This window comes from Ruegeria sp. C11 (assembly GCF_056537725.1).
Window position 1 is genome coordinate 401,121 of the sequence record NZ_JBQFSB010000001.1, and the last position, 23,271, is coordinate 424,391.

The window sequence follows — 23,271 nt, forward strand, 5'->3', positions numbered from 1 at the left end:
CGCGACTTGCATAGGGTTGCGGAAAAAAATAAACTGAACTAGTCAGTTCAGTGTAGACAAGTCACACGCCAATCCCCATGTGAAAGCGTGTACGCCGAGTGGACACGGCGAGCAAATCTTAGAAAGGCACGGAATGCGATTGATCTCCTTTATCAACGCCCTGTTGGTGATTGTTGCATTGTATTTTTTGGTTTTTGAGCGTGATGCCCTGTTTGCATTCGCCGGAAAAGGCGAAGCTGAGGCCGAAGAAACTGGTGAAACCAACGGCGAATCCGAAGTCGCGGCCAAAGTGGCCGAGAATGCAATTGGCGTGGTCGCCGTGCGTTCGGTAGCCGCCGAGATCGACAGCGCGGTTGTTCTGCGTGGCCAGACAAAGGCCAACCGTCAGGTCGAAGTGCTGGCAGAAACGACGTCGACGGTCCTGTCGGAGCCAAAACGCAAAGGTGCGTTTGTCGAAGCGGGCGACCTGCTTTGCGAGCTTGATCCGGGCACACGCCACGCCAGCCTTGCAGAAACCATGGCGCGAAAGCTTGAAGCCGAAAGCCGCATCCCCGAGGCCGAGGCCCGTCTGGAAGAAGCCCACGCGCGTGTGGCCGAAGCCGATATCAATCTGAAAGCCGCCAGAAAGCTGTCGGAAACCGGCTTTGGCTCGGAAACCCGTCGAATCTCCAGCGAAGCTGCCATGAGCACCGCCGAGGCTGGTGTAAAATCCGCAGAAGCCGGTCTGGAAGCAACTCAGGCTGGGATCGAAGCCGCCGCAGCTGCAGTTGCCGCATCCGAGCGCGAGATTGATCGTCTGACCATCGAAGCCCCGTTCCGGGGTCTTCTGGAAAGCGACACGGCAGAACTTGGAAGCCTGATGCAGCCGGGCTCACTCTGCGCGACCGTCATCCAGCTTGACCCGATCAAGCTGGTCGGGTTCGTACCAGAGACCGAGGTCAACCGCGTCATCGTCGGTGCCCCGGCAGGCGCGCAACTGGCAACCGGCCTGCAGGTCGAAGGCCGCGTGACGTTCCTCAGCCGTTCAGCGGATGAAACAACCCGCACGTTCGAAGTGGAAATCACCGTTCCCAACCCGGAACTTCTGATCCGCGACGGACAGACGGCGACCATCCAGATCGCTGCCGAAGGGGCAAAGGCACATCTGTTGCCGCAATCCGCACTGACGCTGAACAACGATGGCCAATTGGGTGTTCGCACTATCACGACAGGAAACATCGTTGATTTCATGCCCGTGCGGCTGCTGCGCGACTCGGCTGATGGCGTCTGGATTGGCGGCCTGCCGGAGACCGTGGACGTGATTGTCGTCGGTCAGGAATTCGTGACCAAAGGCGTTGCCGTCAAGCCGACCTATCGGGAGGCCTCGAAATGACAGGCATCGTCGATTGGGCTGCCTCGCGCGCCCGAATGGTTCTGGCATTCATCGCGATTTCTTTGATCATTGGTGGGTTTGCCTATGTGAATCTGCCGAAAGAAGGGGAGCCGGATATTGAAATTCCGGCTCTGTTCGTCTCGGTTCAGTTCCCTGGAATTTCTGCCGAGGACAGCGAGAATCTTCTGATCAAACCGATGGAAACCGAGCTTGCCGATCTGGACGGGCTCAAGGAAATGACAGCGACCGCCGCTGAAGGCTATGCCGGTATCGCGCTGGAATTTGATTTCGGTTGGGACAAGACCGCGATCACCGCAGACGTTCGTGATGCAATGAACAGCGCGCAGGCCAAGTTCCCGGAAGGCGCTGAACAATACACGTTGACCGAGCTAAACTTCTCAGAGTTTCCGATCGTCATCGTCAACCTGACCGGTGCGGTCCCCGAACGGACAATGGCGCGCATTGCCAAAGACCTGCAGGACGACCTTGAGGCCATGGATGCGGTCCTTGAGGCTGGCATCGCCGGCAATCGGGACGAAATGCTTGAGGTCATCATCGATCCGCTGCGGCTGGAGGCGTATAACGTCACCGCCGCCGAATTGATCAACGTCGTTCAAAACAACAACCAGTTGATCGCTGCGGGTGAAGTTGAGACCGAACAAGGGACTTTCTCGGTCAAGATCCCATCCTCCTTCAAAACGCCTCAGGACGTCTATGGTCTGCCGGTCAAGGTGAATGGCGACCGTGTGGTGACTTTGGGTGAGCTGGCCGAGATCAACTATACCTTCGAAGACCGCGAGGGCACGGCCCGCTTCAACGGTGAAAACACGGTCGCGTTGCAGGTGGTCAAACGCAAAGGCTTTAACCTGATCGACACTGTCAATGCCGTCAAACAGACGCTGGCAACCTCGCAGGAGAAATGGCCCGAGGAACTGAAGGCTGCGGTTCAGATCGGCACCTCGAACGATCAAAGTCGCGTCGTTGGGTCCATGGTCAGTCAGTTGGAAGGCTCGGTTCTGACGGCGATTGCACTAGTTATGATCGTTGTGCTGGCTTCGCTCGGCTCGCGCGCGGCGTTGCTTGTTGGTTTCGCCATTCCGACCTCGTTCCTGCTGTGTTTTGCGTTCCTTGCAGCCGTCGGCATCAGCATCTCGAACATCGTGATGTTCGGCCTGATCCTGGCTGTGGGTATGTTGGTCGACGGGGCCATTGTTGTCGTCGAATACGCCGACAAGCGCATCAAGGAAGGCGTCGGCCCGATGCACGCCTATGTGGAAGCTGCTCAGCGGATGTTCTGGCCCATCGTGTCATCCACCGCGACCACGCTTTGTGCCTTTCTGCCGATGCTGTTCTGGCCGGGCGTGCCGGGTGAATTCATGGGAATGCTGCCGGTTACGCTGATCTTTGTTCTGTCGGCTTCGCTGGTGGTTGCACTGATTTACCTGCCGGTCATGGGCGGTGTCTCCGGGCGCCTCAGCCGTATTTTCAGCCACGTTTCGGACTGGTTGCGGATGAGAACGCCGTGGTGGGCACGTGCCGCGATGGTCCCGCCTGCGCTGTACATGATCTTCCTCGGCGCGATGCAGTTGCTGAACCCCAGCTATCTGATGCCAGAGGGCGCTGCAGGCGGAACCCTGTTCGGCGCCGTCCTGTTCCTGTTCGGCGCATTCGCCGGGTCCGTCACACTAAGTGCCGCACGCATCGAACGTGCGGAAGAAAAAGTGCACACAGCCAAGGAGCACACAGCGTTTGGCCACGTCATCCAGTTCATCGCCGGCAATCCGGTGATGCCGGTCGTATCGATCGCGGTTGTGTTCTCTGTCGTCTACTATGTCGCGGTCGTTCTCTTTCCGGCAAACTCTCGCGGTGTCGAGTTCTTTGTCGCGACCGAGCCCGAACAGGCCACAACCTATGTCCGTGCACGTGGGAACCTCTCGCTGGCGGAAAAGAACGAGATGGTGCGTGAGGTCGAAGAGATCATTCTTGAACACCCCGCGGTGGTCAACGTATTCTCCTTCGCTGGCGAAGGCGGTCTGAACACCGGCGGACCGGGTGGCGGGCAATCCCCTGCCGACACCGTCGGGCAGGTTCAGTTCGAGATCATTCCGTGGGAAGATCGGCCAACCCAATCCGAAAGCTGGTTCTTTGGAAAGCTGAGCCGTCAGGTCACTGCCACCGAATATGACGGCGACTATGTGATCGACGAACTGAATGCGGAATTGGCAAAACTGCCTGGTATCTTCGCCGAAATCCAGCCTCTGGAACAAGGGCCTGGACAGGGCAAGCCAATTCACCTGCGTATTAAGGGTGACGGATGGGAAGACCTGCGTTCAGCGACGGCAATTGCACGCGCTGAATTCGAAGAAACTCCGGGTCTGATCAAGATCGAAGACACCCTGCCCCTGCCCGGCATCGACTGGCAGATTGATGTCGATGTCGCCAAGGCCGGACGTTTCGGCGCAGACGTAGCGACCGTCGGTGCGATGGTGCAACTGGTGACGCGCGGTATCCTGCTGGGCGAAATGCGCCCCGAAAGCAATGACGAAGAGATTGATATCCGCGTCCGCTTGCCTGAACAGGACCGCGTGCTTTCGACGTTGGATACACTCAAGGTGCGTACGCCTGACGGGCTGGTGCCCCTGTCGAACTTCGTGACCCGTAAGCCGGTGGACAAACTGGCGCAGATCAACCGCGTGGATCAGGAGCGATACTATGACGTGAAGGCCGATGTTGAGCCCGGCCTGATGCAGATCGCGACCGAAGGGGCGGAAGGGGCCATTGACCGTTTGGCGTTGGTGCGTGAAGTGCCGGAAGGCACCCAATCCGGCGGGCCGGTTGTCAACAAGCCGGATGGCACCTCGTACGAGGTATTCCAGTTGACTGGCGCTGGAGACATCGCCGCCGTGCAGGCTGTGATCGATGCCGGCGACGCCAGCTTCACCCCTGTTAACCCGAACGAAAGGATCATCCTTCTCACCGAATGGTTGGAGACCGAGCCTTTCCCCAATACTGTTAGCTGGGTCTGGACCGGTGATCAGGAAGAACAGGCAGAAAGTCAGGCCTTCCTGTCCAGTGCGTTTCTCGCCGCGTTGGGGTTGATGTTCGTCATTCTGCTGGCGCAGTTCAACTCGTTCTATAACTCGGTTCTGGTGTTGCTGGCGGTCGTTCTGTCGACAACCGGTGTGCTGATCGGGATGATGGTGATGCAACAGCCGTTCTCGATCATCATGACGGGCACCGGCATCGTGGCGCTGGCTGGTATCGTCGTGAACAACAACATTGTTCTGATCGACACCTATCAGGAATACAGCCGCTACATGCCCCGGATCGAGGCGATCGTTCGCACCGCCGAGGCCCGGATTCGCCCGGTTCTGCTGACCACCCTAACCACCATGGCGGGTCTGACACCGATGATGTTCGGCCTGTCACTGGACTTTATCGGCGGCGGCTATTCCATCGACAGCCCCACCGCGCTGTGGTGGAAGCAACTGGCAACGGCCGTCGTGTTTGGCCTGGGTATCGCAACGGTGCTGACGTTGATCGTGACGCCTTCGTTCCTGGCGTTGCGGGTCTGGTTCTCGACCTACATGGTATGGCTGGGCAAAGGTCTGGCGCGCCTTACGGCAGGCCGGTCCAGCCAGATCGCGCGCGACATGGCGCTTGGCCGCGCTGCACGTCAGATGCAGGCAACCGAGATTGTCTGGGACGAAGGCCAACCACCCACGCCGCTGGTCGAGGACGTTCCACCAGAACACCCACCGCTCAAGGCAGCCGAGTAAGAATAAAGGGCGGCGAACCAAACGGTTCGCCGCCCTTTTTCAATTGCTGATTTCGAAAATTCTATTGTGACAAACGTGTCCAGGTTTGGTGTCCGCAAACCAGATGCTCGCACCCTTTGATCTTCAGCGTGTTGCCCGAAACGGATATCTGAGGGGCAACGTCCACATCAATCAGCGGCACCCAGAAATCGCCGCCGCCATATTTCCCGCCGCCCTCGCTGGCGACGTCCCAGAACAACTGTTTGCCGATGTTGGGGGTCTGCACCTCTTTTCCGGTCTTGTCATAGGCCGACAGAATCTTACCGCAGAACTTGTCGCCGCAGGCGCTGATCTGAATGTGTGAAATCAGGTCCTTTCGATCCGGCTCTGTTTTCCAGACCCCGACAATTGGGTCGGCGACCGCCTGCCCGGCCGCGGCAACCGCGCCGAGCGCGACCACTACTGCCAGACACTTATTTTTGCCAAGCATAATGCAACTCCAAATGATCGACTCAAATCTCCGTGCGGACAGTATGGCTGGTAGCTTCCGCAGGGCAATGATTGCTATAGGATCACTCCTAAAGAGCGCGTCAGGCGGCCTCGGCATCCGATTGCTGACGGCTCCAGAGTTGCGCGTAACGCCCCTCGCGCAACAAAAGTTCATCATGGCTGCCCTGTTCGATCACCTCGCCGTTTTCAAGAACGACAATCTGGTCTGCCTCAGCAATGGTACTCAAACGGTGGGCGATGGTGATTACCGTACGCCCCTCGCCCGCGCGGGCCAGCGCCCCTTTGATTTCCTGTTCGGTGTCGGTGTCCAGGGCTGACGTCGCCTCGTCCAGCAGCAGGATCGGAGGGTTTTTGAGCAGCGTTCGTGCGATACCCACACGCTGCTTTTCACCCCCCGACAGCTTCAGTCCACGCTCACCCACGGCTGTATCGTAGCCTTCGGGCAATGAGACGATGAAATCGTGAATCTGGGCTGCACGAGCGGCAGCTTCGATTTCTTCCCGGCTGGCCCCTTCCCGCCCATATGCGATGTTGTACAGGATCGTGTCATTGAACAGAACCGTGTCCTGAGGCACCACACCAATGGCCGCATGCAGACTGGTTTGGGAAACGTCCCGAACATCCTGACCGTCTATTTTCAACGCGCCGCCGGTCACATCGTAGAACCGGAACAGCAACCTGCCGATGGTCGACTTACCCGATCCGGTGGCCCCAACGATGGCGACGGTCTGGCCCGCCGGCACAGTCAGCGAAATACCTTTAAGGATCTCGCGATCCGCCTCATATCCGAAGTGGACATTTTCCAGTGCGACCTCACCGCCATTGACCTGCAGTGCGGGTGCTGCGGGTTTATCAGTCACTTCCGCTGGTTGCTCCAGCAGAGAGAACATCTGCCCCATGTCGACCAGAGATTGCCTGATCTCGCGGTAAACGGTGCCAAGAAAATTCAGCGGTACGGTGATCTGGATCATGTAGGCGTTGACCATGACAAAATCCCCCACGGTCAACGCTCCATTCTGAACACCAATTGCCGCCAGAACCATAACACCAATCAGGCCGCAGGTGATTAGAAAGGACTGTCCGAAATTCAGAAACGCCAGCGAATAGGCCGTTTTAAGAGCCGCCTGTGCGTAAGCTTTCATTGAGCTGTCATAGCGATTAGCTTCACGCTTTTCCGCATTGAAATACTTGACAGTTTCAAAATTCAGCAGGCTGTCGATCGCGCGCTGGTTCGCCTCGGTATCCTGATCATTCATTTCACGCCGGAGCTTCACGCGCCATTCGGTCACGGCAAAGGTAAACCAGATATACAGCGCGATGGTCACGGCCACGACGACCAGATACCAGACGTCGAAAAGCCACATCAGGATAATGGCCACCATCAGCAGTTCGAGGATAAGCGGAGCGATGGAAAAAAGCAGAAACCGCAAAAGGAACTCAACGCCTTTTACGCCACGCTCGATGATCCTGCTCAACCCGCCGGTGCGGCGGGTCACGTGATAGCGCATGGAAAGTTGGTGGATGTGTTGAAACGTCTCAAGCGCAAGGGCACGCAAGGCGCGCTGTCCAACGGGTGCAAACAGGGCATCCCGCAATTGCTGGAAGCCCACGGTCATCATGCGCGCAACACCATAAGCGACAGTCAGTCCCACAGCGCCCAGCGCCAGCGGCGGCACACCCTCGCCCGCAAGGCCGTCGACAGCACCCTTGTAAAGTATGGGCGTATAGACGGCGATGAGCTTGGCAAGCACCAGCATCAACATGGCCATTACAACGCGGCGTTTTACCCAAGGTTCATCCTTGGGCCAAAGATATGGTGCGACCTTGCGGATCGTGAGCCAGCCCGAACGGCGTTCGTCCGATTCTGTAATTTCGCCCGAATGCGTCTGAGATGGTCTTCTCATCACGTACCTTAACTGCGGTCAGAGAACGCTCTGGCCTGTGTCGGCCAGAGGTGTTTGTTATTCCGGGATCGTAAAGATCTGCCCCGGGTAGATAAGATCCGGATTGCGGATTGCACCCCGGTTCGCCTCGAAAACTTTTACGTAAAGCACACCATCTCCGTAGCGTTCCCGGGATATGGCCCAAAGCGTATCGCCTTGTTGCACGGTAACCGCCCGTATGGGCGGAGTTTCGGGGTCAGCTTCCGGATCATCAGCAGGTTCAGCCGCTTGCAGAACCTCGACCGGCTCACGTTTGAATGGGGTCTCGATCCTGCTGACCACGTTCCCGTCCTCGCCAACCTCGTCCAGCCGTAGGGTGTAAACACCCGGATCAATCCCTTCGATTTCGCCGCGCCACTGACCTTCGGCATCGGGCGTCAGGTCCGTGATAAGTCGGTTGTTCAGGTAAAGCCGGACAACCGATCCGTCCTGCGCGCGACCTGTAAGCTGAACATCACCCTCATCCGAATACCCGATAGTATCCAGTGCGACTTGTTTCGGTGCCTCGTCCTGAGCCGCGGGGCGTTGAACCAACTCAACGCCTTCTTCACCTGAACGCAGGATCGCAACCTGCTGACCGGGATCATTATTATCTTCGGGAGTGGCTTCATCCGCCACCTCTTCACCGGTTGTTTCTGGAGCAGTTTCAGTCTGAACGGGTTCGTCTTGCTCGGCCTCAATGGCTGGTTGTTCGGCTTGCACTTGCGCTTGCTCTTCCTCTGCCTGCGCAGCCTCGGCACTCGCAACAATCTCAGCCCATTCAGCGGGCTCAGGAAGCGCCGCAATCAAATAATCGTCCGAGCGCGCGATCTGCCCATCGCTTTCGGTTTCCAGAACCAGCCCGCGGGCCGCATCACTGAATGGAAGCACGATAAACTCGGCAAACTGCCCGCTTGCATCCACTGTGAATGAGTGGATTACGACCTCATCCAGCAGAACATTCACCTTGCTGCCTGCGCTGGCACTGCCGGACAACAGGGCACTGCCCTCCTTTTCCACAAAAATCTGGTCCAGAACTGGAGCAACCGGTGGTTGCACAACAGGGGTGCTTTCCTGTTCGACTTCAGCGGAGCTGGTTTCAGTTGGCGTATCGGATGTTTCGGCAGCATCTTCTTGTACAGGAACACTCTCTGAATCCTGGGCAGCCTCGATTTCAGCTTTCGGGGCATCAGGCGTTTTCATCGCTTCGGCGGTTTCGGACGTTTCCGGAGCAGGCGCAACGGCTGCAGTTTCGTCCTGCGCTGCCTTTTCCGGCTGTTCGCCGCCCAGAATTCCGGAAAAATAAAGCCCCCCTGCAACGATCAATGCACCCGCACCGGCGACCATCCCCCACACGAATGCACCGGATCTTTCGCTTCCCGACTTGGCAGCCATTCTTTTCCTTTCACTCCGCGGCACAAATGCCTGTCTTGCAGACATTCCGCGCGGTTGAGCCAATCTATCAATACCGCTATCACGGGTCAAAACGTCTGACACAAGCCCGGAGAAGCGCCTTTATGTCTCGGAAGTCCATCTGTGTGTATTGCGGGTCACGAAATGGCGCCAATACCGAGTATTCAGCGGCCGCAAAACGGTTCGGAGAGCTTTTGGCCGAGGAAGGCTGGCGGCTGGTCTATGGTGCCGGAGATGTCGGATTGATGGGAGAAGTTGCGCGCGCCGCGCAGACCGCCGGGGGCGAGACTTTCGGGGTAATTCCAACGCATCTGGTGCGCCGCGAGGTCGGCAAGACCGACCTGACGCATTTCGTGATCACCGAAACCATGCATGAACGCAAGAAGGTCATGATCATGAACGCGGATGCTGTGGTTGTCTTGCCTGGCGGACCGGGGTCGCTGGACGAACTGTTCGAGGCCTTGACATGGCGGCAACTGGGCCTTCACGACAAACCCATTCTGGTTATGAATGTAAACGGATATTGGGATAAACTGCACACCCTGCTGGATCAGGTCATTGATCAGGGGTTTGCCGATGCATCCTTGGGCGATTTCATCTCGTGGGTCGATGAGCCTGCTGAGGCGATGACACTGTTACGATCAAAACTGTTGTGATTCCAAGGCATTGGGCGGTCTGTTTCCAAACCGCCCTTCGGTTTCAGGTCGCTGCACTCAGGCGTTGCGTCAGCACCTGCTCGACCTTGTGCAAGGGGTGATTGGTCAGTGTTTTGTCCACTTCAGCAATCACCTTGGACAGGACCTTGCTGTGCAGCCTGCGCCTGAGCAGCCCAAGCACCTGCGGGCTGGCGACAAGGACCAGTTGCCTGTAGGCGCCCTTTAACCCCCGCCGGTTCAGAAGATTGGCCAGATCCTGCACAAACAGGGATTTGGCGTGCGTTTTCCAGGCGGCTTCGCCAAGCGCTGATTTCTGATTGGGCCCTGTATCCAGACGGCGCCCCGCCCGGTCCGAAGGCTTGGAAGATGCGCTTTGCGTGTCTTGCTCTTCAACTGAAACCACAACCAAATTCGGGTCTTCCGCGTCTGTAATGTTCTCCATGAACAACGCTTTTTCGCCGTCCGCGATGACAACCCATGTTCCCTGCTTTAGTTCGACCATAAAGACCTCCTGACATGTTTTTCCGGTTGCCCCCCGGTTTCCAGACACAGTTCAACGGGCGCGCAAGATCAGGTAATCCGCGCGAGAGCTTATTGTTTTCAACTATTTGACGGTTCTCTCCTCCCGTGCACTTAAGCTAGGTACTGCGCGGATCAGTACAATCCCCCGACCGCCCGAAAGTTGACGCACGGGCAATTTGTCGCCTGCCGGAAGATTACGGCCGAAGGGCAGCGTTTCGCCCGGCCCTGTCACGCAGGATCGCTGAAACCGAAAACACGATCACCGCCACCCAGATCAGAGAAAACGCAATCTGGTGCCACACCGTGAATGGTTCGCCAAACGCCAGGACGGCACACAAAAACTGCAGCGTCGGGTTGAGGTATTGCAGAACACCTACGGTAGACAATCGAACCCTGCGCGCGGCATAGCTAAACAGGATCAGGGGCATCGCGGTCATCGGCCCGGACAGAACCAGCAGGATGCTGACCTGCCAGTCGGTTCCGAATACCCCCAGCCCGGTTCCGTGGAACCAGGCCAGAACAGCCAGCCAAACCGGCATGAAAATCAGGATTTCACAGGTAACCGAAACCACCGGCCCGATTGGAAGGCTCTTTTTCAATGCACCGTAGATTGCAAAGGTGACCGCCAAAATCAGGGCGATCCAAGGCGGAACACCAGATCCCACCGTCAGTACCGCAACAGCAAGAGTGGCCAGTATAATGGCCCCCCATTGAGCAACGCTCAGCTTTTCGGAAAACCACAGGAAACCGATAAGTACGGTGACAATCGGAAACAGGTAATATCCCAGCGAGGCTTCGGTGGCCTTGCCGATTTGAATCGAAGTTATGAAAACGAACCAGTTTGCCGAAATCATCAGGCCTGCAATCGCAATCAACACGACGCGACGGCGGCTGACAAATGCTGTCCCAAGCTCGGATAGCCGCCCCTGAACGGCCAGAACGGTTCCGAACAACACAACCGACCATAAAGTCCGATGAGACAGCACCTCAAGCGGTGGAACATCGGACAACAGCTTGTAGAAAAGCGGCGACAGACCCCAGATCGTACAGGCGCAAATCATGGCCAGAACGCCCTTGGTCACGTCTGTCATGCCATTCCTCCGATCCTGAACCTATTGGCAGTCAGGCACTCAGTTCGACAACTGTTATTTCCGGCACGACCCCAAACCGAACAGGAATCATCGAACACCCGATGCCACCCGACACCACCAGATGCTTACCGTCTTCTTCCACAGCCCCATAGGCGTATCTGTTGCCATACTTTGATGGCACCATCGGAGAGTATCCGAACATCCGAACCTGCCCGCCATGCGTATGGCCACAAAGCGTCAGGGCCACATTCGAGGGCACTTGCGGGAAGATATCCGGCTCATGCGCCAGCAAAATCACCGGCGCGCCTTCTGGAATCTGCTGTAGTGTACCGGGCAGATCGTCCACGCCCGAAAATCCACGAGGGCCGCGAAACGCCAATTGATCACCCAACCCGGCCAGCCAAAGGCCATTAGGCAGCTCAAGCGTATCATTCTCCAACACACGGATGCCGTTTTTTTCTAGTTCCACGCCCGTCTCGACCGGTCCTGCACGACGCCTTTGCGCTGCAAGGTCCATCCACCAGTCGTGGTTGCCGAGAACGGCATAAACTCCCTGCGGCGCCTTCAATTCAGCCAGCGCCTTTGTCGTTTCCGACACCGGGATAGCGCGCCCCGTAAGTTCATGATCCGAACTCAGATCACCCAGAATTACAATCAGGTCCGCCCCCACAGCATTTGTGCGCGCGACGACCTTTCGCAACCGGTTCAGCGAGGTGAACGGTTCGGCAGCGTGGATATCAGTCAGCACCGCAATCCTGATAGGGCGATCTTTTGGCCAGTCGTCCCGGCGCAGTGTCCACTTCTTCACCCGCAAGCGAAGCGCGGGTTCGAGGAAAAAACCGTAAGCCGACACAAAAAGGGCTGCGAACATCGCAGCCAGCAGCCCTTTTATGAACCCTCTTCGGGTCAATCGATCACATCCGCGACGCGACGTTTTCCCAGTTCACCAGATTGTCGAGGAAGTTCGACAGGTAAGCCGGGCGCTTGTTGCGGAAATCAATGTAGTACGAGTGCTCCCACACATCGCAGCCCAGCAGCGCGGTCTGACCGAAGCACAGCGGGTTCACGCCGTTTTCGGTCTTGGTCACGGCCAGCGAGCCGTCGGCGTTTTTGACAAGCCATGCCCAGCCCGAACCAAACTGACCCGCACCAGCAGCGCTGAACTGCGACTTGAACTCATCAACCGAACCAAAGCTTTCGTTCAGAGCCTTCTCCAGCTCGCCCGGCATGGCGTTGTCACCGGGGCCCATCATCTCCCAGAACTGGTTGTGGTTCCACAGCTGGCTGATGTTGTTGAAGATGCCATTCTGCGCCACTGCGTTGGCGACGTAGGTGCCGGTGATGATCTCTTCCAGCGATTTGCCGTCCCACTCGGTCCCTGCGATCAGCTTGTTGCCGTTGTCGACATAGGCCTTGTGGTGCAGATCATGGTGATATTCCAGCGTTTCCGCGGACATACCCTTGGCTGCCAGCGCGTCATGTGCATAAGGAAGATCAGGAAGTTCAAAAGCCATCTTGGCCCCCTGTTGAAATGAATGTTGCGGTTCCCAAGGTTACATGCTTTGGCCAAGCGCATAGGTCAAGAGGCGAGACAAGAAAACCCGGAGGCAGGGGCGAATGCTGACAAAGGCGCGCAAGATGTTCTACCGCGCCCGCGGATACTATGCGGGCAACTTGAACGGCGAACCGTTCCGGCTGGACCCTTACCATTCAAAGTTCTGGCGACGCGCGTCCGAGGGGCGTTGGGAGCCGGAAACATTCGCCGTACTCGACAAACATCTGTCAAAAGACAGCGACTATCTGGATATCGGCTCGTGGATCGGCCCGACGGTATTGTACGGCGCGCGTAAGGCTCGACGGGTCTGGTGCTTTGAACCTGATCCCGTCGCCTATCGTCATCTGGCCTGGAATCTGGAGTTGAACGATATCCGAAATGTTTCGGCCTTTGGCGTGGCGCTGTCCGATGGGTTTGGTGTCGCACGCATGGCTTCCGCGCACGGAGAACCCGGGGATTCGACGACTTCTCTTTTGAACGACGCGGAAAATGGAACTGATGCGCTAACCATCTCGTGGGACCAGTTCGCCGGGACGGCCGATCTGTCACGCGTCTCGCTGGTCAAGATGGATATCGAAGGGGCCGAATTTGCAGTGCTGCCCGCATTGCTCGATTGGCTAAAAAAACAACGCCCTGCACTGCTGTTGTCCACCCATGGTCCCTATCTGGATTCTGGAAACCAGAAAAAACAGTTTGAGGTGTTGGCCGAGCAGCTATCGTTTTATAACAATTGTCGGGACGACAAAGGGGCCTCAGGCCTTGAAAACCTGACGTCGAGCAGAGCTATGGGGCAATTCCCGACGTTTCTTTTGGAAGGATGACACTCGCCTTCGTTTTCTCGTCGCGTTTGCACTTGCCCGGTTTAGATGTCTTGGCGGTAGCATGACTAACGTTGGCTTGAAGATATGCTTTCAGTGTTCTGGGATTCAGATCAGCCACTTAAATTATTGAAATTTCTCTTTCTTGAGCAGGGTATAAACGCGCCGGTATTTGCCAGCACCCTGCTCTTTGGTTCCGCCACTCGAGCGAACACACAGGTTTTTTCGGTGTTCTGATTGTGGGTGAGTTTCTCATGCGTCTCAGCCATTCGACTGCTCACGATTTGTGCAACTCGCATGTGCCGCGACCGCGGGGCGCATTGCCATCCATGCCGCTGAGGACGGCAGACATCGTGACCTTTTTTTTCGAAACGTCGAAATTTGCACTGTACTCAACATCGCTGGACCCACGGCGACCACCGGTGAAGGCAAAGTCCTTGATTTCCCAGCTAAAGTTCCATTTGCCGTTGCCACGCTTTGTCACTTGCGCCTCGAGTGGCTCACCTACGGTTTGCTTCACGTACCCGTCGTATACGTAACCTGTAGAATTTTCCTGATCCAAAAAAAGCGCCAGCTTTGGTGGTATCCATCCAATCTGTGAAAAGCTCTTCAACTCACAGATATAGGCCTCTCCACCGAACTCAGCATCCTGTGCAGTTGCAGGAACGCCTGTCATTGCAAGCGCAACCAATACGATAGCACCTTTGAATAAATTCGACTGCATAATTGCCTTTCTTCAGGTGATCCGGCTCAATCAGCCATCACTTCTAACAAGCCAAAGAGACAAAAAAATGCCCCCAGATAATATCTGAGGGCACCTTAAATTGCAGCTTTTGGAACCACAACTCAAAATTGAGCGGTCAGTATACCCCCACCTCACTGCCGGGTTGGGCCGCAACCTTGAGCAATTTGAACGCATAGTCAGCCGCCGACCGGAAGCAAACCACGCGGAAGGTTTCCGCATCGTCCATCCAAAAGGCTCCTGCCACCTGCGCCAGGCGTGAGCGGCGGATCTGACCGGGCTGGAAGGCTTCGGGCGACAGATCGACCGGGGACAGTTTTGCGATGACCTCACGCGCATTGCTGCCCGAGATACGGAATACCGCGCGCGCGTCCGAGACGTTGACGGCCAATGCGTGAACACCACCCAGCGCGTTGCTGATCGCGGCGAGCTTGTCGCTGACTTCGGCATAGGGCACCAGCACCAGCAATTCGTCGGGTGACATCCAGCACAGGCCGCTTTCGCCATCCACATTTGCCTGACGCTGACCGGGCATCTTCTGCCCCGTAGCTTCCGTTACAGCCTTGATGACAACTTTGTCGCTCAGATCGCCGCGCAGGGTGATCATGCCCTGCAAACCGGTTTCCACGACCTTTGCGATGCCGTCATAGCTGGCGTGGTTCAGTGCGCTGATGGGTTCAGACATTCTGCTTCTCCCCGTCCTTGTCGTAGAATACCGGGTCCACGATCTTTGCCTTGTAGGATTTTCCGTCGGTGCCCGGGAATTCGATTACTTCGCCCATGCGATCCGGGCCGTGCTTGACCAGCCCCATGGCGATGCCTTTACCCAGATTGGCCGAGTAGTAGGTCGAGGTCACGCGCCCGATCATGTTACGCTGACCATTGGCGTTGACGCCCTCGCCCACCGCATAAGCACCGTCGGGAATAACCGATCCATCCACAGTCTCGAGGCCAACCAGTTTCCAGCGTTCCGGATCAGCCATATGGCTGCGCGAATGCGCCCGTTTACCCAGGAAATCCTCTTTCTTTTTCGAAAGCGCCCAGTGCAGCCCCAGATCTTGCGGGATCACGGTACCGTCGGTCTCGTCCCCGATCATGATAAAGCCCTTCTCGGCCCTCAGGATGTGCAGGCATTCGGTGCCATAAGGCATGACGCCGAACTCTTTGCCTGCCTCCATCAGAGCGTCCCAGAACGCCTGACCCTGGCTGGCAGGAACCGCGATCTCATAGGACAACTCACCCGAGAACGAGATGCGATAGGCGCGGCAATCGAACTCGCCGATCTTGCCATCACGCCATTCCATGAACGGCAGCGCCTCTTTGCTGACATCCATGCCGCCCAGCTTTTCAAGAACCTTGCGGGCATTGGGGCCAACAACGGCGACCTGAGCGTATTGCTCGGTCACGTTGGCAACGTAGACTTTCCAGTCCCACCATTCGGTCTGCAGCCACTCTTCCATATGGCCGTGTATGCGTTCCGCTCCGCCGGTGGTTGTGTGGCACAGCCAGGTGTCCTCGTCGATCCGGGCGACAACGCCGTCGTCGATCAGGAACCCGTTTTCCGAACACATCAGGCCATAGCGGCATTTGCCGACCTTCAGCGTGGACATCATGTTGGTGTACATCATGTCCAAGAACTTACCGGCATCGGGGCCTTTGACGATCAGTTTGCCCAGCGTCGATGCGTCCAGCAGGCCGAGGTTTTCGCGAGTGTTCTTGACCTCGCGATTCACGGCGTCATGCACACTTTCACCGGGGCGGACATAGGCATAGGTCCGGCGCCATTGGCCGACCGGTTCCCAGTCCGCGCCGTTGCGGTCGTGCCAGTCATGCATCGGAGTGCGGCGGATCGGCTGGAACACATCCCCACGCGCCTCGCCACCAATCGCACCCATCGAAATCGGGGTGTAAGGCGGGCGGAACGTGGTGGTGCCAACCTGCGGGATCTCGGAATTCAACGAGTCAGCAAGGATCGCCAGACCGTTGATGTTGCTGAGTTTCCCCTGATCGGTCGCCATACCCAGCGTAGTGTAACGCTTGGTGTGTTCGACACTTTCATAGCCTTCGCGGGCTGCCAGCTGCACGTCCGAGACTTTGACGTCGTTCTGAAAGTCCAGCCAGGATTTCATGCGCAGCTGAATTTCGGCATTGGCCGGCATTAGCCAGACAGCCTCCATCTGCGCCTCATCGGTGCTTGCACCCTCGGGGGCCTTGGTGTTCTTCGGCTTGAAACCTGCCGCCTTGGCCGCCGCCTTGCCGGCAGCATGCGCATCCGACATCACGCCGCCCAGCGACTGCGGGCCGTTGGCAGACCCGGCTGCCACCACAAACCCTTCACCATTTGCGCCCAGCGGCGGACGGTCCGGATCAGGGCGAAAATGTGCGTTGGCTTCATCCCAGATCAGCTTGCCGCCACAGTGAGACCACATGTGAACAACCGGAGACCAGCCGCCCGACATCGCGACCGCGTCGGCCTCAACCTCTTCACGAGCGCCGCCGATACCTTCCTGGTTGCAGATGGCAACTTTCTTGACGCGCTTGCCACCCTTGACCTTGGCAATCGCCTTGCCGGGGTCGACACGGATGCCAAGCTGACGAGCCTCTTCGGCCAGTTGCCCGGCAGTCGCACGTGCATCGACGATACGCAAAACATCCACACCGGCTTGTTTCAAGGTGATCGCGGTGCGATAGGCATCGTCGTTGTTGGTGGCTACGATTACGCGCTCGCCCGGGGTTACGCCCCAGTTCACGACATAGTCCCGCATGGCCGAAGCCAGCATGACGCCCGGCACATCATTACCCGCAAAGGACAGCGGTCTTTCGATTGCACCGGTTGCAGTTACAACCTGCTTGGCCCGGACGCGCCACAGGCGATGACGGGGCCCTTGGGTCCCCGGATTGTGATCCGTCAGACGCTCGTATCCCAGCACGTAGCCGTGATCATAGACCCCAGCCCCCATGCAACGCAGGCGCAGCGTGACGTTGTCCATTGCCTCCAATTCGGAAACAGTTTGTTCCACGAACTTATCCACAGGCTCGCCATCAATGGTTCCACCGTCAACCGGAGCGCGACCGCCCCAATGCGCGGTCTGCTCGATCAGCATGACCTTGGCACCCGACAGGGCTGCGGCCTTGGCGGCCTGCAGGCCAGCCACACCACCACCGATCACCAGAATATCGGCGAAGGCATAAAAGTGCTCGTAGGTGTCCGCGTCACGGGTTTCCTTGTCTGGCGCCTTGCCCAGACCGGCTGACCGGCGGATGAAGGGTTCGTAGACGTGTTTCCAGAACGGCTTGGGATGGATGAACGTCTTGTAGTAGAAACCGGCGGGCAGGAACCGCGCCAGCGCGGTGTTAACGGCGCCGATGTCGAATTCCAGGTTTGGCCAGTGGTTCTGCGAAATCGCGGTCAAGCCGTTGAACAGCTCGGTCGTGGTGGCGCGCTGGTTCGGTTCGAACCGGCTGCCTTGCCCCAGACCGACCAGTGCGTTCGGTTCTTCCGCGCCGCTGGCAACGACGCCACGCGGACGGTGATACTTGAACGACCGGCCCATCATCATCTGATCGTTGGCCAGCAGAGCCGAGGCAAGCGTGTCGCCCGCATAGCCCTGCATCGAGGTGCCGTTAAAGGTAAAGGTGACCTGTTTCGACCGGTCAATAAGCCGGCCTTGGTTTGCGAGACGGGTGCTCATTTATCTGGACCTTTCGCAAGCGGAGATGTGGGAGTCTCCGGCGGAGATATTTCTGGCAAGAGGAAGCTTCATGCGAACTCTCTCCATTTCCAGCCGGGGCGTTTGGCTGAGATCGTGTCGCAGATATCCTTGGGCGGCTCGGTAGTCTGCGCAGGATAAGTGCCAAAAACCTCAAGGGTGGCAGTGCAGCGCGCGGCGTGGAACCACTTGCCGCAGCCATTGGCATGGCGCCAGCGTTCGAAATGAACGCCTTTCGGGTTCTCACGCATGAACAGGTAGTCGTGGAATTCTTCATCCGACGAGCCGGGGCCAAAGCGCTTGAGATGTGCTTCGCCGCCAGCGGCCAGTTCCGATTCTTCTGCGTCCACGCCGCAATAGGGGCAATTGAGGATCAGCATATGTTCATCCTTTCGGCGGTAGGTTGGCGATGCGGCCAACCTGAATTCTAATCTGTGGCACTTGTCAGGTCCGGAATGACCGGAATTTAGTGTGCCACCCCGGCGGCAACGCTTTCGTCGATGAAGCGACCTTCGTTGAACCGGTCCAGCGAGAAGGCTTCGGTCAACGGCGAGTGGCCAGTGGCCATCAGTTGCGCCATGCCCCAGCCCGATCCCGGGATCGATTTGAAGCCGCCGGTGCCCCAGCCACAGTTGACAAAGCAGCCACCCAGAGGTGATTTCGACAGGATGGGCGAGCGGTCGCCGGTCATGTCCACAATTCCGCCCCACTGGCGCAGCATCTTGAGGCGCGAGATCATCGGGAAGGTTTCGACAAGTGCGCGCACCGTTTCCTCGATGTGATGGAACGATCCGCGCTGGGTGTAGTTATTGAATCCGTCGGTGCCGCCACCGATCACCATCTCACCCTTGTCGGATTGCGACATGTAGCCATGGACGGTGTTGGCCATGACCACCACATCCATGCAGGGCTTGATCGGCTCGGATACCAGCGCCTGCAGCGCCAGCGACTCGACCGGAAGACGGAAACCCGCCATCTCGGCAAGCTGACCTGCGTGACCGGCAACGACCATACCCAGCTTATCGCATTCGATTGCGCCTTTGGTCGTTTCGACACCTGTCACACGACCGTTTTCCTGACGTACACCGGTAACTTCGCATTGCTGGATAATGTCCATACCCATGTTCGAGCAGGCACGAGCATACCCCCAGGCCACGGCATCGTGGCGCGCGGTGCCGCCGCGTTCCTGCCAAAGCGCCCCCAGTACGGGGTAGCGCGGACCATGGATGTTGATGATCGGCACCAGCTCCTTGACACGCTCGGGCCCGATCCACTCGGTCTTGACCCCCTGCAGCGCATTAGCGTGGGCCGTACGCTGATAACCGCGGATTTCATGCTGGGTCTGGGCCAGCATCATCACGCCACGGGGACTGAACATGATGTTGTAGTTCAGATCCTGGCTCAGATCTTCGTAGAGGCCACGGGCCTTTTCATAGATCGCCGCAGACGGGTCCTGCAGGTAGTTGGAACGGATGATAGTCGTGTTCCGGCCGGTGTTGCCACCGCCCAACCAGCCTTTTTCGATTACGGCGACATTCTGAATGCCGTAGTTCTTTCCCAGATAATACGCGGTCGCCAGACCGTGCCCACCTGCGCCGACGATAATCACGTCGTAACGCTTTTTTGGTTCAGGCGAGCGCCACGCGCGCTCCCATCCGGTGTGATAGCGCAGCGCTTCGCGCGCCACAGCAAAGGCTGAATAGTGTTTCATGAGCGAATCCATCCGGTTCGGTGATTGGTCGCAGATATGCAATGCGAGGGCAAAATACCCCTGCCGCACAACGCCGCAATATAGCGCTATTGCGACATGTGTTCCATTCGCGGCCATTTGTCCCTTTTTTCATCGGGCTGACAGGTCTAAGTGAGGGCAACACTCTCGGAGAGCACATGACATTCTGGGTCCTGATCATCCTTATGGCGCTGCTGATCGCGGCAGTACTGGGATATACTATGCTGCGCGGGCGCCGCGGCGGCGAACCGGCAGCCGCATACGACCTGCGCGTTTATCGTGAACAACTGACCAGCGTTGACCGCGATCTGGCGCGTGGCGTGATTGGTGAGGCCGACGCCGAACGCGTTCGAAACGAAATCTCACGCCGCATTCTGGCGGCCGATGCACAGATGCGAGGTGAAGGTGGCTCTGGCGGGCCGGCCAAGACGACGTCTTTTATCGCGGTCTGTATTCTGGGGCTGATTTTGGTCGGCGGTGCCGCCGCATTGTACCAACGCCTTGGTGCGCCCGGATACGGCGACCTGCCTCTTTCGCTGAGATTGGAGATGGCCGAAGAGATTCGGGCAGAACGCCCGCGTCAGGCTCAGGCGGAAAACCTGTCGCAATCGACACCGGGCGTACAGTTGGACGAAAGCTATGCCAATCTGCTGAAACAGTTGCGGGAGACCGTCGCAGGGCGACCGGATGATCTGCAGGGCCATATGCTGTTGGCACAGCACGAGGCAAATGCCGGGAACTTCAAGGCTGCTTATTCTGCCCAGCAACGTGTCATCGAATTGTCCGGCACGACTGCAAGTGCCGACAACTATACCGATCTCGCCGAAATGATGATTCTGGCAGCCGAAGGATATGTCTCGCCCGAAGCCGAAGAAGCTTTGAGCCAGGCGTTGGAACGTGATCCGGCCCATGGTCCCGCACGATATTACTGGGGTCAGATGTTGGCCCAGACCGGACGACCGGACGCCGCTTTCGAGGTTTGGCAGGCCACTTTGCGCGACGCTCCCGCCGGCGCTCCATGGGCCGAGGCCATTCGTGGGCAAATCGAAGAACTTGCGTATCGTGCCGGTGTCTTCAACGCACCGCCCGCACCAGCCCCGTCCGGGCCGAGCCAGGAAGACATCGCAGCGGCCAGCGAATTGACCGCGGAAGAGCGGCAGGAAATGATCCGCGGAATGGTGGATCAGTTGTCTGACCGGCTGGCGACCGAAGGCGGTGCTGTGGAAGAGTGGGCCCGTCTGATTGCCGCACTGGGCGTTTTGGGCGAAACCGAACGCGCCAGCGCGATCCGTGATGAGGCCACCACCGTCTTTGCCGGAAATGACGATGCGCTGCAGATGATTGCCGCGGCGGCCCGTCAGGCAGGCGTTGCACAATGATCTGTGATGTGTTCGAGGAATTTGCCGCGGCCCTGCCCCCGACGACCGCCCTGATGGGGTTGGACCTTGGGGAAAAGACCATTGGCGTTGCCGTCTCGGACCGGATGCGTGGGGTCGCCAGTCCGCTGGAGACCGTGCGGCGCAAGAAATTTACGCTGGATTCGGCCCGCCTGCTGGAGATCGCGGCAGATCGCGAGATTGGGGGCATTCTGCTTGGCCTGCCCAAGAACATGGACGGAACCGAAGGACCCCGCTGTCAATCCACACGCGCTTTTGCCCGAAATCTGTCGCGTCTGACCGATTTGCCGATTGGGTTCTGGGACGAACGCCTCAGCACTGTTGCCGCTGAAAAGGCGCTGCTTGAGGCGGATACGACACGAAAACGTCGCGGACAGGTTATCGATCACGTGGCCGCAGGTTATATTCTGCAGGGAGCGCTGGATCGTCTGCGCTTTCTGTAACAGGTCGGAGACCGATGATGACCAACATGGTTTGGAAGAGGAACGAGGTCGAAAGCCCTTGCATCCAGATCTGCGTTGTCCACCCGACTGAGCGCATCTGCACCGGATGCTATAGAACAATCGATGAGATCAGCCGTTGGTCCAAAATGGACAGCAGCGAACGCGCCGGGATCATGGATGAATTGCCTTCGCGCAAACCGCGTCTGGCCAAACGTCGGGGCGGACGGGCGGCGCGGGTGGACCGCAGTTAAGCCCGGATCAACGATCTTCTGAAGATACAGGCGAGACAGAGTGATCTCGGGTCTTAAGTTGCCTTTTGGGATACTCTGACTGTTTGTCGCTCAGTTCTCTCTGAAACAGTTTCGTCAATTCGGATTGCCGAAGAACGTTTTTCGAATCTTCCCGTAAGGGCCCCGCGTGCGACGGGTTTCCATTTGTTGGTTCTTGTGCGGATTTACCGCGAAAAAGACGTTCAAAAATAAATTTATACAACATGTCAGCTATCCTGCAGCTTCGGTCGATTGTCGCTGCGGATCTCTGTCCGAACCCGGTTGGTGGCTCAAGGACAGCCGGTTACGTGAGTGGCAATCCGCAGCGACACGGCGCATTTATGTGGCGCATTCCCTCAAAAAAGGGGGAAAAAGCCACAAATTTCACCGCGAAATGACCGAAAGTCAAAAATTTCAAAAAATTTCGGTCACTTGCAGCGCAAAGTTACGGGGGTCGTTTTATTGGGGGACGTAGCGTCAAATTTCAGGCGGGTCTTTACGAAACTAACAGAGCCTGCCGGAAAACCAGCAGGCTCTGATCTGAAATACCGAAAAAGAAAAGTCGGGCCAGTGCGGACCTGTGTCGGCGCTCTCACCCACTCGGGTAGATGCACGCTGTTTTGGACGCCTTAACCAGCCGCCAGCCACGCCTTGGCATTTTCAAGGTCTTCAGACGGAAAGTACTGCGTGCGTGTGCCAAGAACATGGCTACCAACCCGCTCAGCCATCTTCTGCCAAGTCTTGTCCCCCACGATGGCCGCGCGGTCCAGCAGCCCGACGTGATTGCGGGCAAGGCGGAAATGCGCGCCCATGGCGGACAGGCCCTGCCAGCCTTCGAATTCGGTCAGATCGATCAGCAATCTGAACCCCGTTCGTCCGTGGATCAACGCGTCCAGATCCCGTTCGGCCTGCTTGTATTCAGCCGGGTCAAGCTTGCCCATCAGCTTGATCTGGACGCAGGGCTCACCAAGATCCAGAACGTGGATCGCGCCTAGCGACTCGCGTATCCAGCGGCGCGCGGTTTCGACCTCGGCCAGATCAAATACCTGTACGGGGCATGGCATGATCGGCGCAGCAAGGCGCACCCCGGTTTGGACCCACTTTTGGTCGGCAACGACGGCAATTCTGTCAAACCCGCGCCAGTTCCCCAGACCTAGCTTGGTATCAGCCCAAGCCGCACCCAGGTCATAGCCGCGAAATTCCTGCCCCATTATGACGATCAATCTGATCGAGTCGTGATCGGCTAACGCGGACTCAACCGCCGGAACCAAAGTCTCGGCATAATCATCGCTGGTAATTTCACCCGATAACTCGGCCTCGATCAGCGCACCATCTAAATGGGTTGTGATGGTAATCATCTTCCC

20 protein-coding genes are annotated in these 23,271 nt (G+C 57.7%); 7 read left to right on the top strand and 13 right to left on the bottom strand.

Translation table 11 applies throughout. The annotated features are described in order from the left end of the window. Positions 1-133: 133 nt before the first annotated feature. Together ACR0NA_RS02040 and ACR0NA_RS02045 are read left to right on the top strand one after the other, a co-directional pair. Positions 134-1,372: an efflux RND transporter periplasmic adaptor subunit gene (locus ACR0NA_RS02040; RefSeq protein ID WP_480725693.1), complete on the top strand. Its 1,239-nt coding sequence runs from the start codon at positions 134-136 to the stop codon at positions 1,370-1,372. Further along, on the top strand, positions 1,369-5,151 hold the full coding sequence (locus ACR0NA_RS02045) for an efflux RND transporter permease subunit (RefSeq protein WP_480725695.1): 3,783 nt from the start codon (positions 1,369-1,371) through the stop codon (positions 5,149-5,151). The genes ACR0NA_RS02040 and ACR0NA_RS02045 overlap by 4 nt, the downstream gene beginning before the upstream one ends. Positions 5,152-5,212: 61 nt before the next feature. Here ACR0NA_RS02045 and ACR0NA_RS02050 read toward each other — a convergent pair whose 3' ends face one another. The 3 genes from ACR0NA_RS02050 to ACR0NA_RS02060 form a co-directional block, all read right to left on the bottom strand. After that, positions 5,213-5,620 carry a DUF2147 domain-containing protein gene (locus ACR0NA_RS02050; protein WP_480725697.1) on the bottom strand — a complete coding sequence of 136 codons (408 nt, stop codon included), beginning with the start codon at positions 5,618-5,620 and terminating at the stop codon, positions 5,213-5,215. Positions 5,621-5,720: 100 nt separating this feature from the next. Continuing rightward, entirely contained in the window at positions 5,721-7,544 is a 1,824-nt protein-coding gene (locus tag ACR0NA_RS02055; RefSeq protein ID WP_480725699.1) for an ABCB family ABC transporter ATP-binding protein/permease, read from the bottom strand. A 57-nt stretch (positions 7,545-7,601) separates the two neighbouring features. Further along, positions 7,602-8,957 (bottom strand): LysM peptidoglycan-binding domain-containing protein, encoded by a 1,356-nt coding sequence (locus ACR0NA_RS02060; RefSeq protein WP_480725702.1) that lies wholly within the window; start codon positions 8,955-8,957, stop codon positions 7,602-7,604. 122 nt (positions 8,958-9,079) lie between these two features. On the opposite strand from ACR0NA_RS02060, the gene ACR0NA_RS02065 reads away from it, so the two are divergent. Continuing rightward, positions 9,080-9,631, top strand: coding sequence for an LOG family protein (locus ACR0NA_RS02065; RefSeq protein WP_480725705.1), 552 nt, complete (start codon positions 9,080-9,082; stop codon positions 9,629-9,631). 43 nt (positions 9,632-9,674) lie between these two features. Here the strand turns inward: ACR0NA_RS02065 and ACR0NA_RS02070 are convergent, their stop codons facing one another. From ACR0NA_RS02070 to ACR0NA_RS02085, 4 genes are all read right to left on the bottom strand, one after another. Continuing rightward, complete coding sequence (locus ACR0NA_RS02070) at positions 9,675-10,133, bottom strand: host attachment family protein (protein ID WP_480725708.1); 459 nt, start codon at positions 10,131-10,133, stop codon at positions 9,675-9,677. A 214-nt stretch (positions 10,134-10,347) separates the two neighbouring features. Then, positions 10,348-11,244, bottom strand: a complete 897-nt coding sequence (gene rarD, locus ACR0NA_RS02075) for an EamA family transporter RarD (protein ID WP_480725710.1) — start codon at positions 11,242-11,244, stop codon at positions 10,348-10,350. 31 nt (positions 11,245-11,275) lie between these two features. Then, positions 11,276-12,154 (bottom strand): metallophosphoesterase, encoded by an 879-nt coding sequence (locus tag ACR0NA_RS02080; protein WP_480725713.1) that lies wholly within the window; start codon positions 12,152-12,154, stop codon positions 11,276-11,278. A 4-nt stretch (positions 12,155-12,158) separates the two neighbouring features. Further along, positions 12,159-12,758 carry a superoxide dismutase gene (locus ACR0NA_RS02085; protein WP_480725716.1) on the bottom strand — a complete coding sequence of 200 codons (600 nt, stop codon included), beginning with the start codon at positions 12,756-12,758 and terminating at the stop codon, positions 12,159-12,161. 103 nt (positions 12,759-12,861) lie between these two features. Here ACR0NA_RS02085 and ACR0NA_RS02090 point away from each other — a divergent pair, with 103 nt between their 5' ends. After that, positions 12,862-13,620: an FkbM family methyltransferase gene (locus tag ACR0NA_RS02090; protein ID WP_480725721.1), complete on the top strand. Its 759-nt coding sequence runs from the start codon at positions 12,862-12,864 to the stop codon at positions 13,618-13,620. A gap of 274 nt (positions 13,621-13,894) precedes the next feature. Here ACR0NA_RS02090 and ACR0NA_RS02095 read toward each other — a convergent pair whose 3' ends face one another. The 5 genes from ACR0NA_RS02095 to ACR0NA_RS02115 form a co-directional block, all read right to left on the bottom strand. After that, the gene (locus tag ACR0NA_RS02095; protein ID WP_480725723.1) at positions 13,895-14,341 is read right to left on the bottom strand and encodes a hypothetical protein; all 447 of its coding nucleotides are present in this window, start codon (positions 14,339-14,341) and stop codon (positions 13,895-13,897) included. 136 nt (positions 14,342-14,477) lie between these two features. After that, positions 14,478-15,044 carry a sarcosine oxidase subunit gamma gene (locus ACR0NA_RS02100; RefSeq protein WP_480725724.1) on the bottom strand — a complete coding sequence of 189 codons (567 nt, stop codon included), beginning with the start codon at positions 15,042-15,044 and terminating at the stop codon, positions 14,478-14,480. Then, a complete protein-coding gene (locus ACR0NA_RS02105; RefSeq protein WP_480725725.1) occupies positions 15,037-18,051 on the bottom strand; it encodes a sarcosine oxidase subunit alpha family protein in 3,015 nt (1,004 codons plus the stop codon). The genes ACR0NA_RS02100 and ACR0NA_RS02105 overlap by 8 nt, the downstream gene beginning before the upstream one ends. Positions 18,052-18,119: 68 nt before the next feature. After that, entirely contained in the window at positions 18,120-18,449 is a 330-nt protein-coding gene (locus ACR0NA_RS02110; RefSeq protein WP_480725726.1) for a sarcosine oxidase subunit delta, read from the bottom strand. A gap of 86 nt (positions 18,450-18,535) precedes the next feature. Continuing rightward, the gene (locus tag ACR0NA_RS02115) at positions 18,536-19,780 is read right to left on the bottom strand and encodes a sarcosine oxidase subunit beta family protein (RefSeq protein WP_480725727.1); all 1,245 of its coding nucleotides are present in this window, start codon (positions 19,778-19,780) and stop codon (positions 18,536-18,538) included. Between the two features lie 176 nt (positions 19,781-19,956). On the opposite strand from ACR0NA_RS02115, the gene ccmI reads away from it, so the two are divergent. From ccmI to ACR0NA_RS02130, 3 genes are read left to right on the top strand one after another with little or no spacing between them, the layout of a single operon-like run. Further along, positions 19,957-21,177: a c-type cytochrome biogenesis protein CcmI gene (ccmI, locus tag ACR0NA_RS02120; protein WP_480725728.1), complete on the top strand. Its 1,221-nt coding sequence runs from the start codon at positions 19,957-19,959 to the stop codon at positions 21,175-21,177. Then, complete coding sequence (ruvX, locus tag ACR0NA_RS02125) at positions 21,174-21,638, top strand: Holliday junction resolvase RuvX (protein WP_480725729.1); 465 nt, start codon at positions 21,174-21,176, stop codon at positions 21,636-21,638. The genes ccmI and ruvX overlap by 4 nt, the downstream gene beginning before the upstream one ends. 17 nt (positions 21,639-21,655) lie before the next feature. Next, positions 21,656-21,889 (top strand): DUF1289 domain-containing protein, encoded by a 234-nt coding sequence (locus ACR0NA_RS02130; RefSeq protein ID WP_480725730.1) that lies wholly within the window; start codon positions 21,656-21,658, stop codon positions 21,887-21,889. A gap of 647 nt (positions 21,890-22,536) precedes the next feature. On the opposite strand, the gene ACR0NA_RS02135 is transcribed toward ACR0NA_RS02130, so the two are convergent. Next, on the bottom strand, positions 22,537-23,265 hold the full coding sequence (locus ACR0NA_RS02135) for a SpoIIAA family protein (RefSeq protein WP_480725731.1): 729 nt from the start codon (positions 23,263-23,265) through the stop codon (positions 22,537-22,539). Between the last annotated feature and the right edge of the window lie 6 nt (positions 23,266-23,271).

Excerpts from the sequence above, each read along its gene's own strand:
- ACR0NA_RS02040 (WP_480725693.1), top strand. The coding sequence starts at position 134 with ATGCGATTGATCTCCTTTATCAACGCCCTGTTGGTGATTGTTGCATTG.
- ACR0NA_RS02045 (WP_480725695.1), top strand. The coding sequence starts at position 1,369 with ATGACAGGCATCGTCGATTGGGCTGCCTCGCGCGCCCGAATGGTTCTG.
- ACR0NA_RS02050 (WP_480725697.1), bottom strand. The coding sequence starts at position 5,620 with ATGCTTGGCAAAAATAAGTGTCTGGCAGTAGTGGTCGCGCTCGGCGCG.
- ACR0NA_RS02055 (WP_480725699.1), bottom strand. The coding sequence starts at position 7,544 with ATGAGAAGACCATCTCAGACGCATTCGGGCGAAATTACAGAATCGGAC.
- ACR0NA_RS02060 (WP_480725702.1), bottom strand. The coding sequence starts at position 8,957 with ATGGCTGCCAAGTCGGGAAGCGAAAGATCCGGTGCATTCGTGTGGGGG.
- ACR0NA_RS02065 (WP_480725705.1), top strand. The coding sequence starts at position 9,080 with ATGTCTCGGAAGTCCATCTGTGTGTATTGCGGGTCACGAAATGGCGCC.
- ACR0NA_RS02070 (WP_480725708.1), bottom strand. The coding sequence starts at position 10,133 with ATGGTCGAACTAAAGCAGGGAACATGGGTTGTCATCGCGGACGGCGAA.
- rarD (WP_480725710.1), bottom strand. The coding sequence starts at position 11,244 with ATGACAGACGTGACCAAGGGCGTTCTGGCCATGATTTGCGCCTGTACG.
- ACR0NA_RS02085 (WP_480725716.1), bottom strand. The coding sequence starts at position 12,758 with ATGGCTTTTGAACTTCCTGATCTTCCTTATGCACATGACGCGCTGGCA.
- ACR0NA_RS02090 (WP_480725721.1), top strand. The coding sequence starts at position 12,862 with ATGCTGACAAAGGCGCGCAAGATGTTCTACCGCGCCCGCGGATACTAT.
- ACR0NA_RS02095 (WP_480725723.1), bottom strand. The coding sequence starts at position 14,341 with ATGCAGTCGAATTTATTCAAAGGTGCTATCGTATTGGTTGCGCTTGCA.
- ACR0NA_RS02100 (WP_480725724.1), bottom strand. The coding sequence starts at position 15,044 with ATGTCTGAACCCATCAGCGCACTGAACCACGCCAGCTATGACGGCATC.
- ACR0NA_RS02105 (WP_480725725.1), bottom strand. The coding sequence starts at position 18,051 with ATGAGCACCCGTCTCGCAAACCAAGGCCGGCTTATTGACCGGTCGAAA.
- ACR0NA_RS02110 (WP_480725726.1), bottom strand. The coding sequence starts at position 18,449 with ATGCTGATCCTCAATTGCCCCTATTGCGGCGTGGACGCAGAAGAATCG.
- ACR0NA_RS02115 (WP_480725727.1), bottom strand. The coding sequence starts at position 19,780 with ATGAAACACTATTCAGCCTTTGCTGTGGCGCGCGAAGCGCTGCGCTAT.
- ccmI (WP_480725728.1), top strand. The coding sequence starts at position 19,957 with ATGACATTCTGGGTCCTGATCATCCTTATGGCGCTGCTGATCGCGGCA.
- ruvX (WP_480725729.1), top strand. The coding sequence starts at position 21,174 with ATGATCTGTGATGTGTTCGAGGAATTTGCCGCGGCCCTGCCCCCGACG.
- ACR0NA_RS02130 (WP_480725730.1), top strand. The coding sequence starts at position 21,656 with ATGACCAACATGGTTTGGAAGAGGAACGAGGTCGAAAGCCCTTGCATC.
- ACR0NA_RS02135 (WP_480725731.1), bottom strand. The coding sequence starts at position 23,265 with ATGATTACCATCACAACCCATTTAGATGGTGCGCTGATCGAGGCCGAG.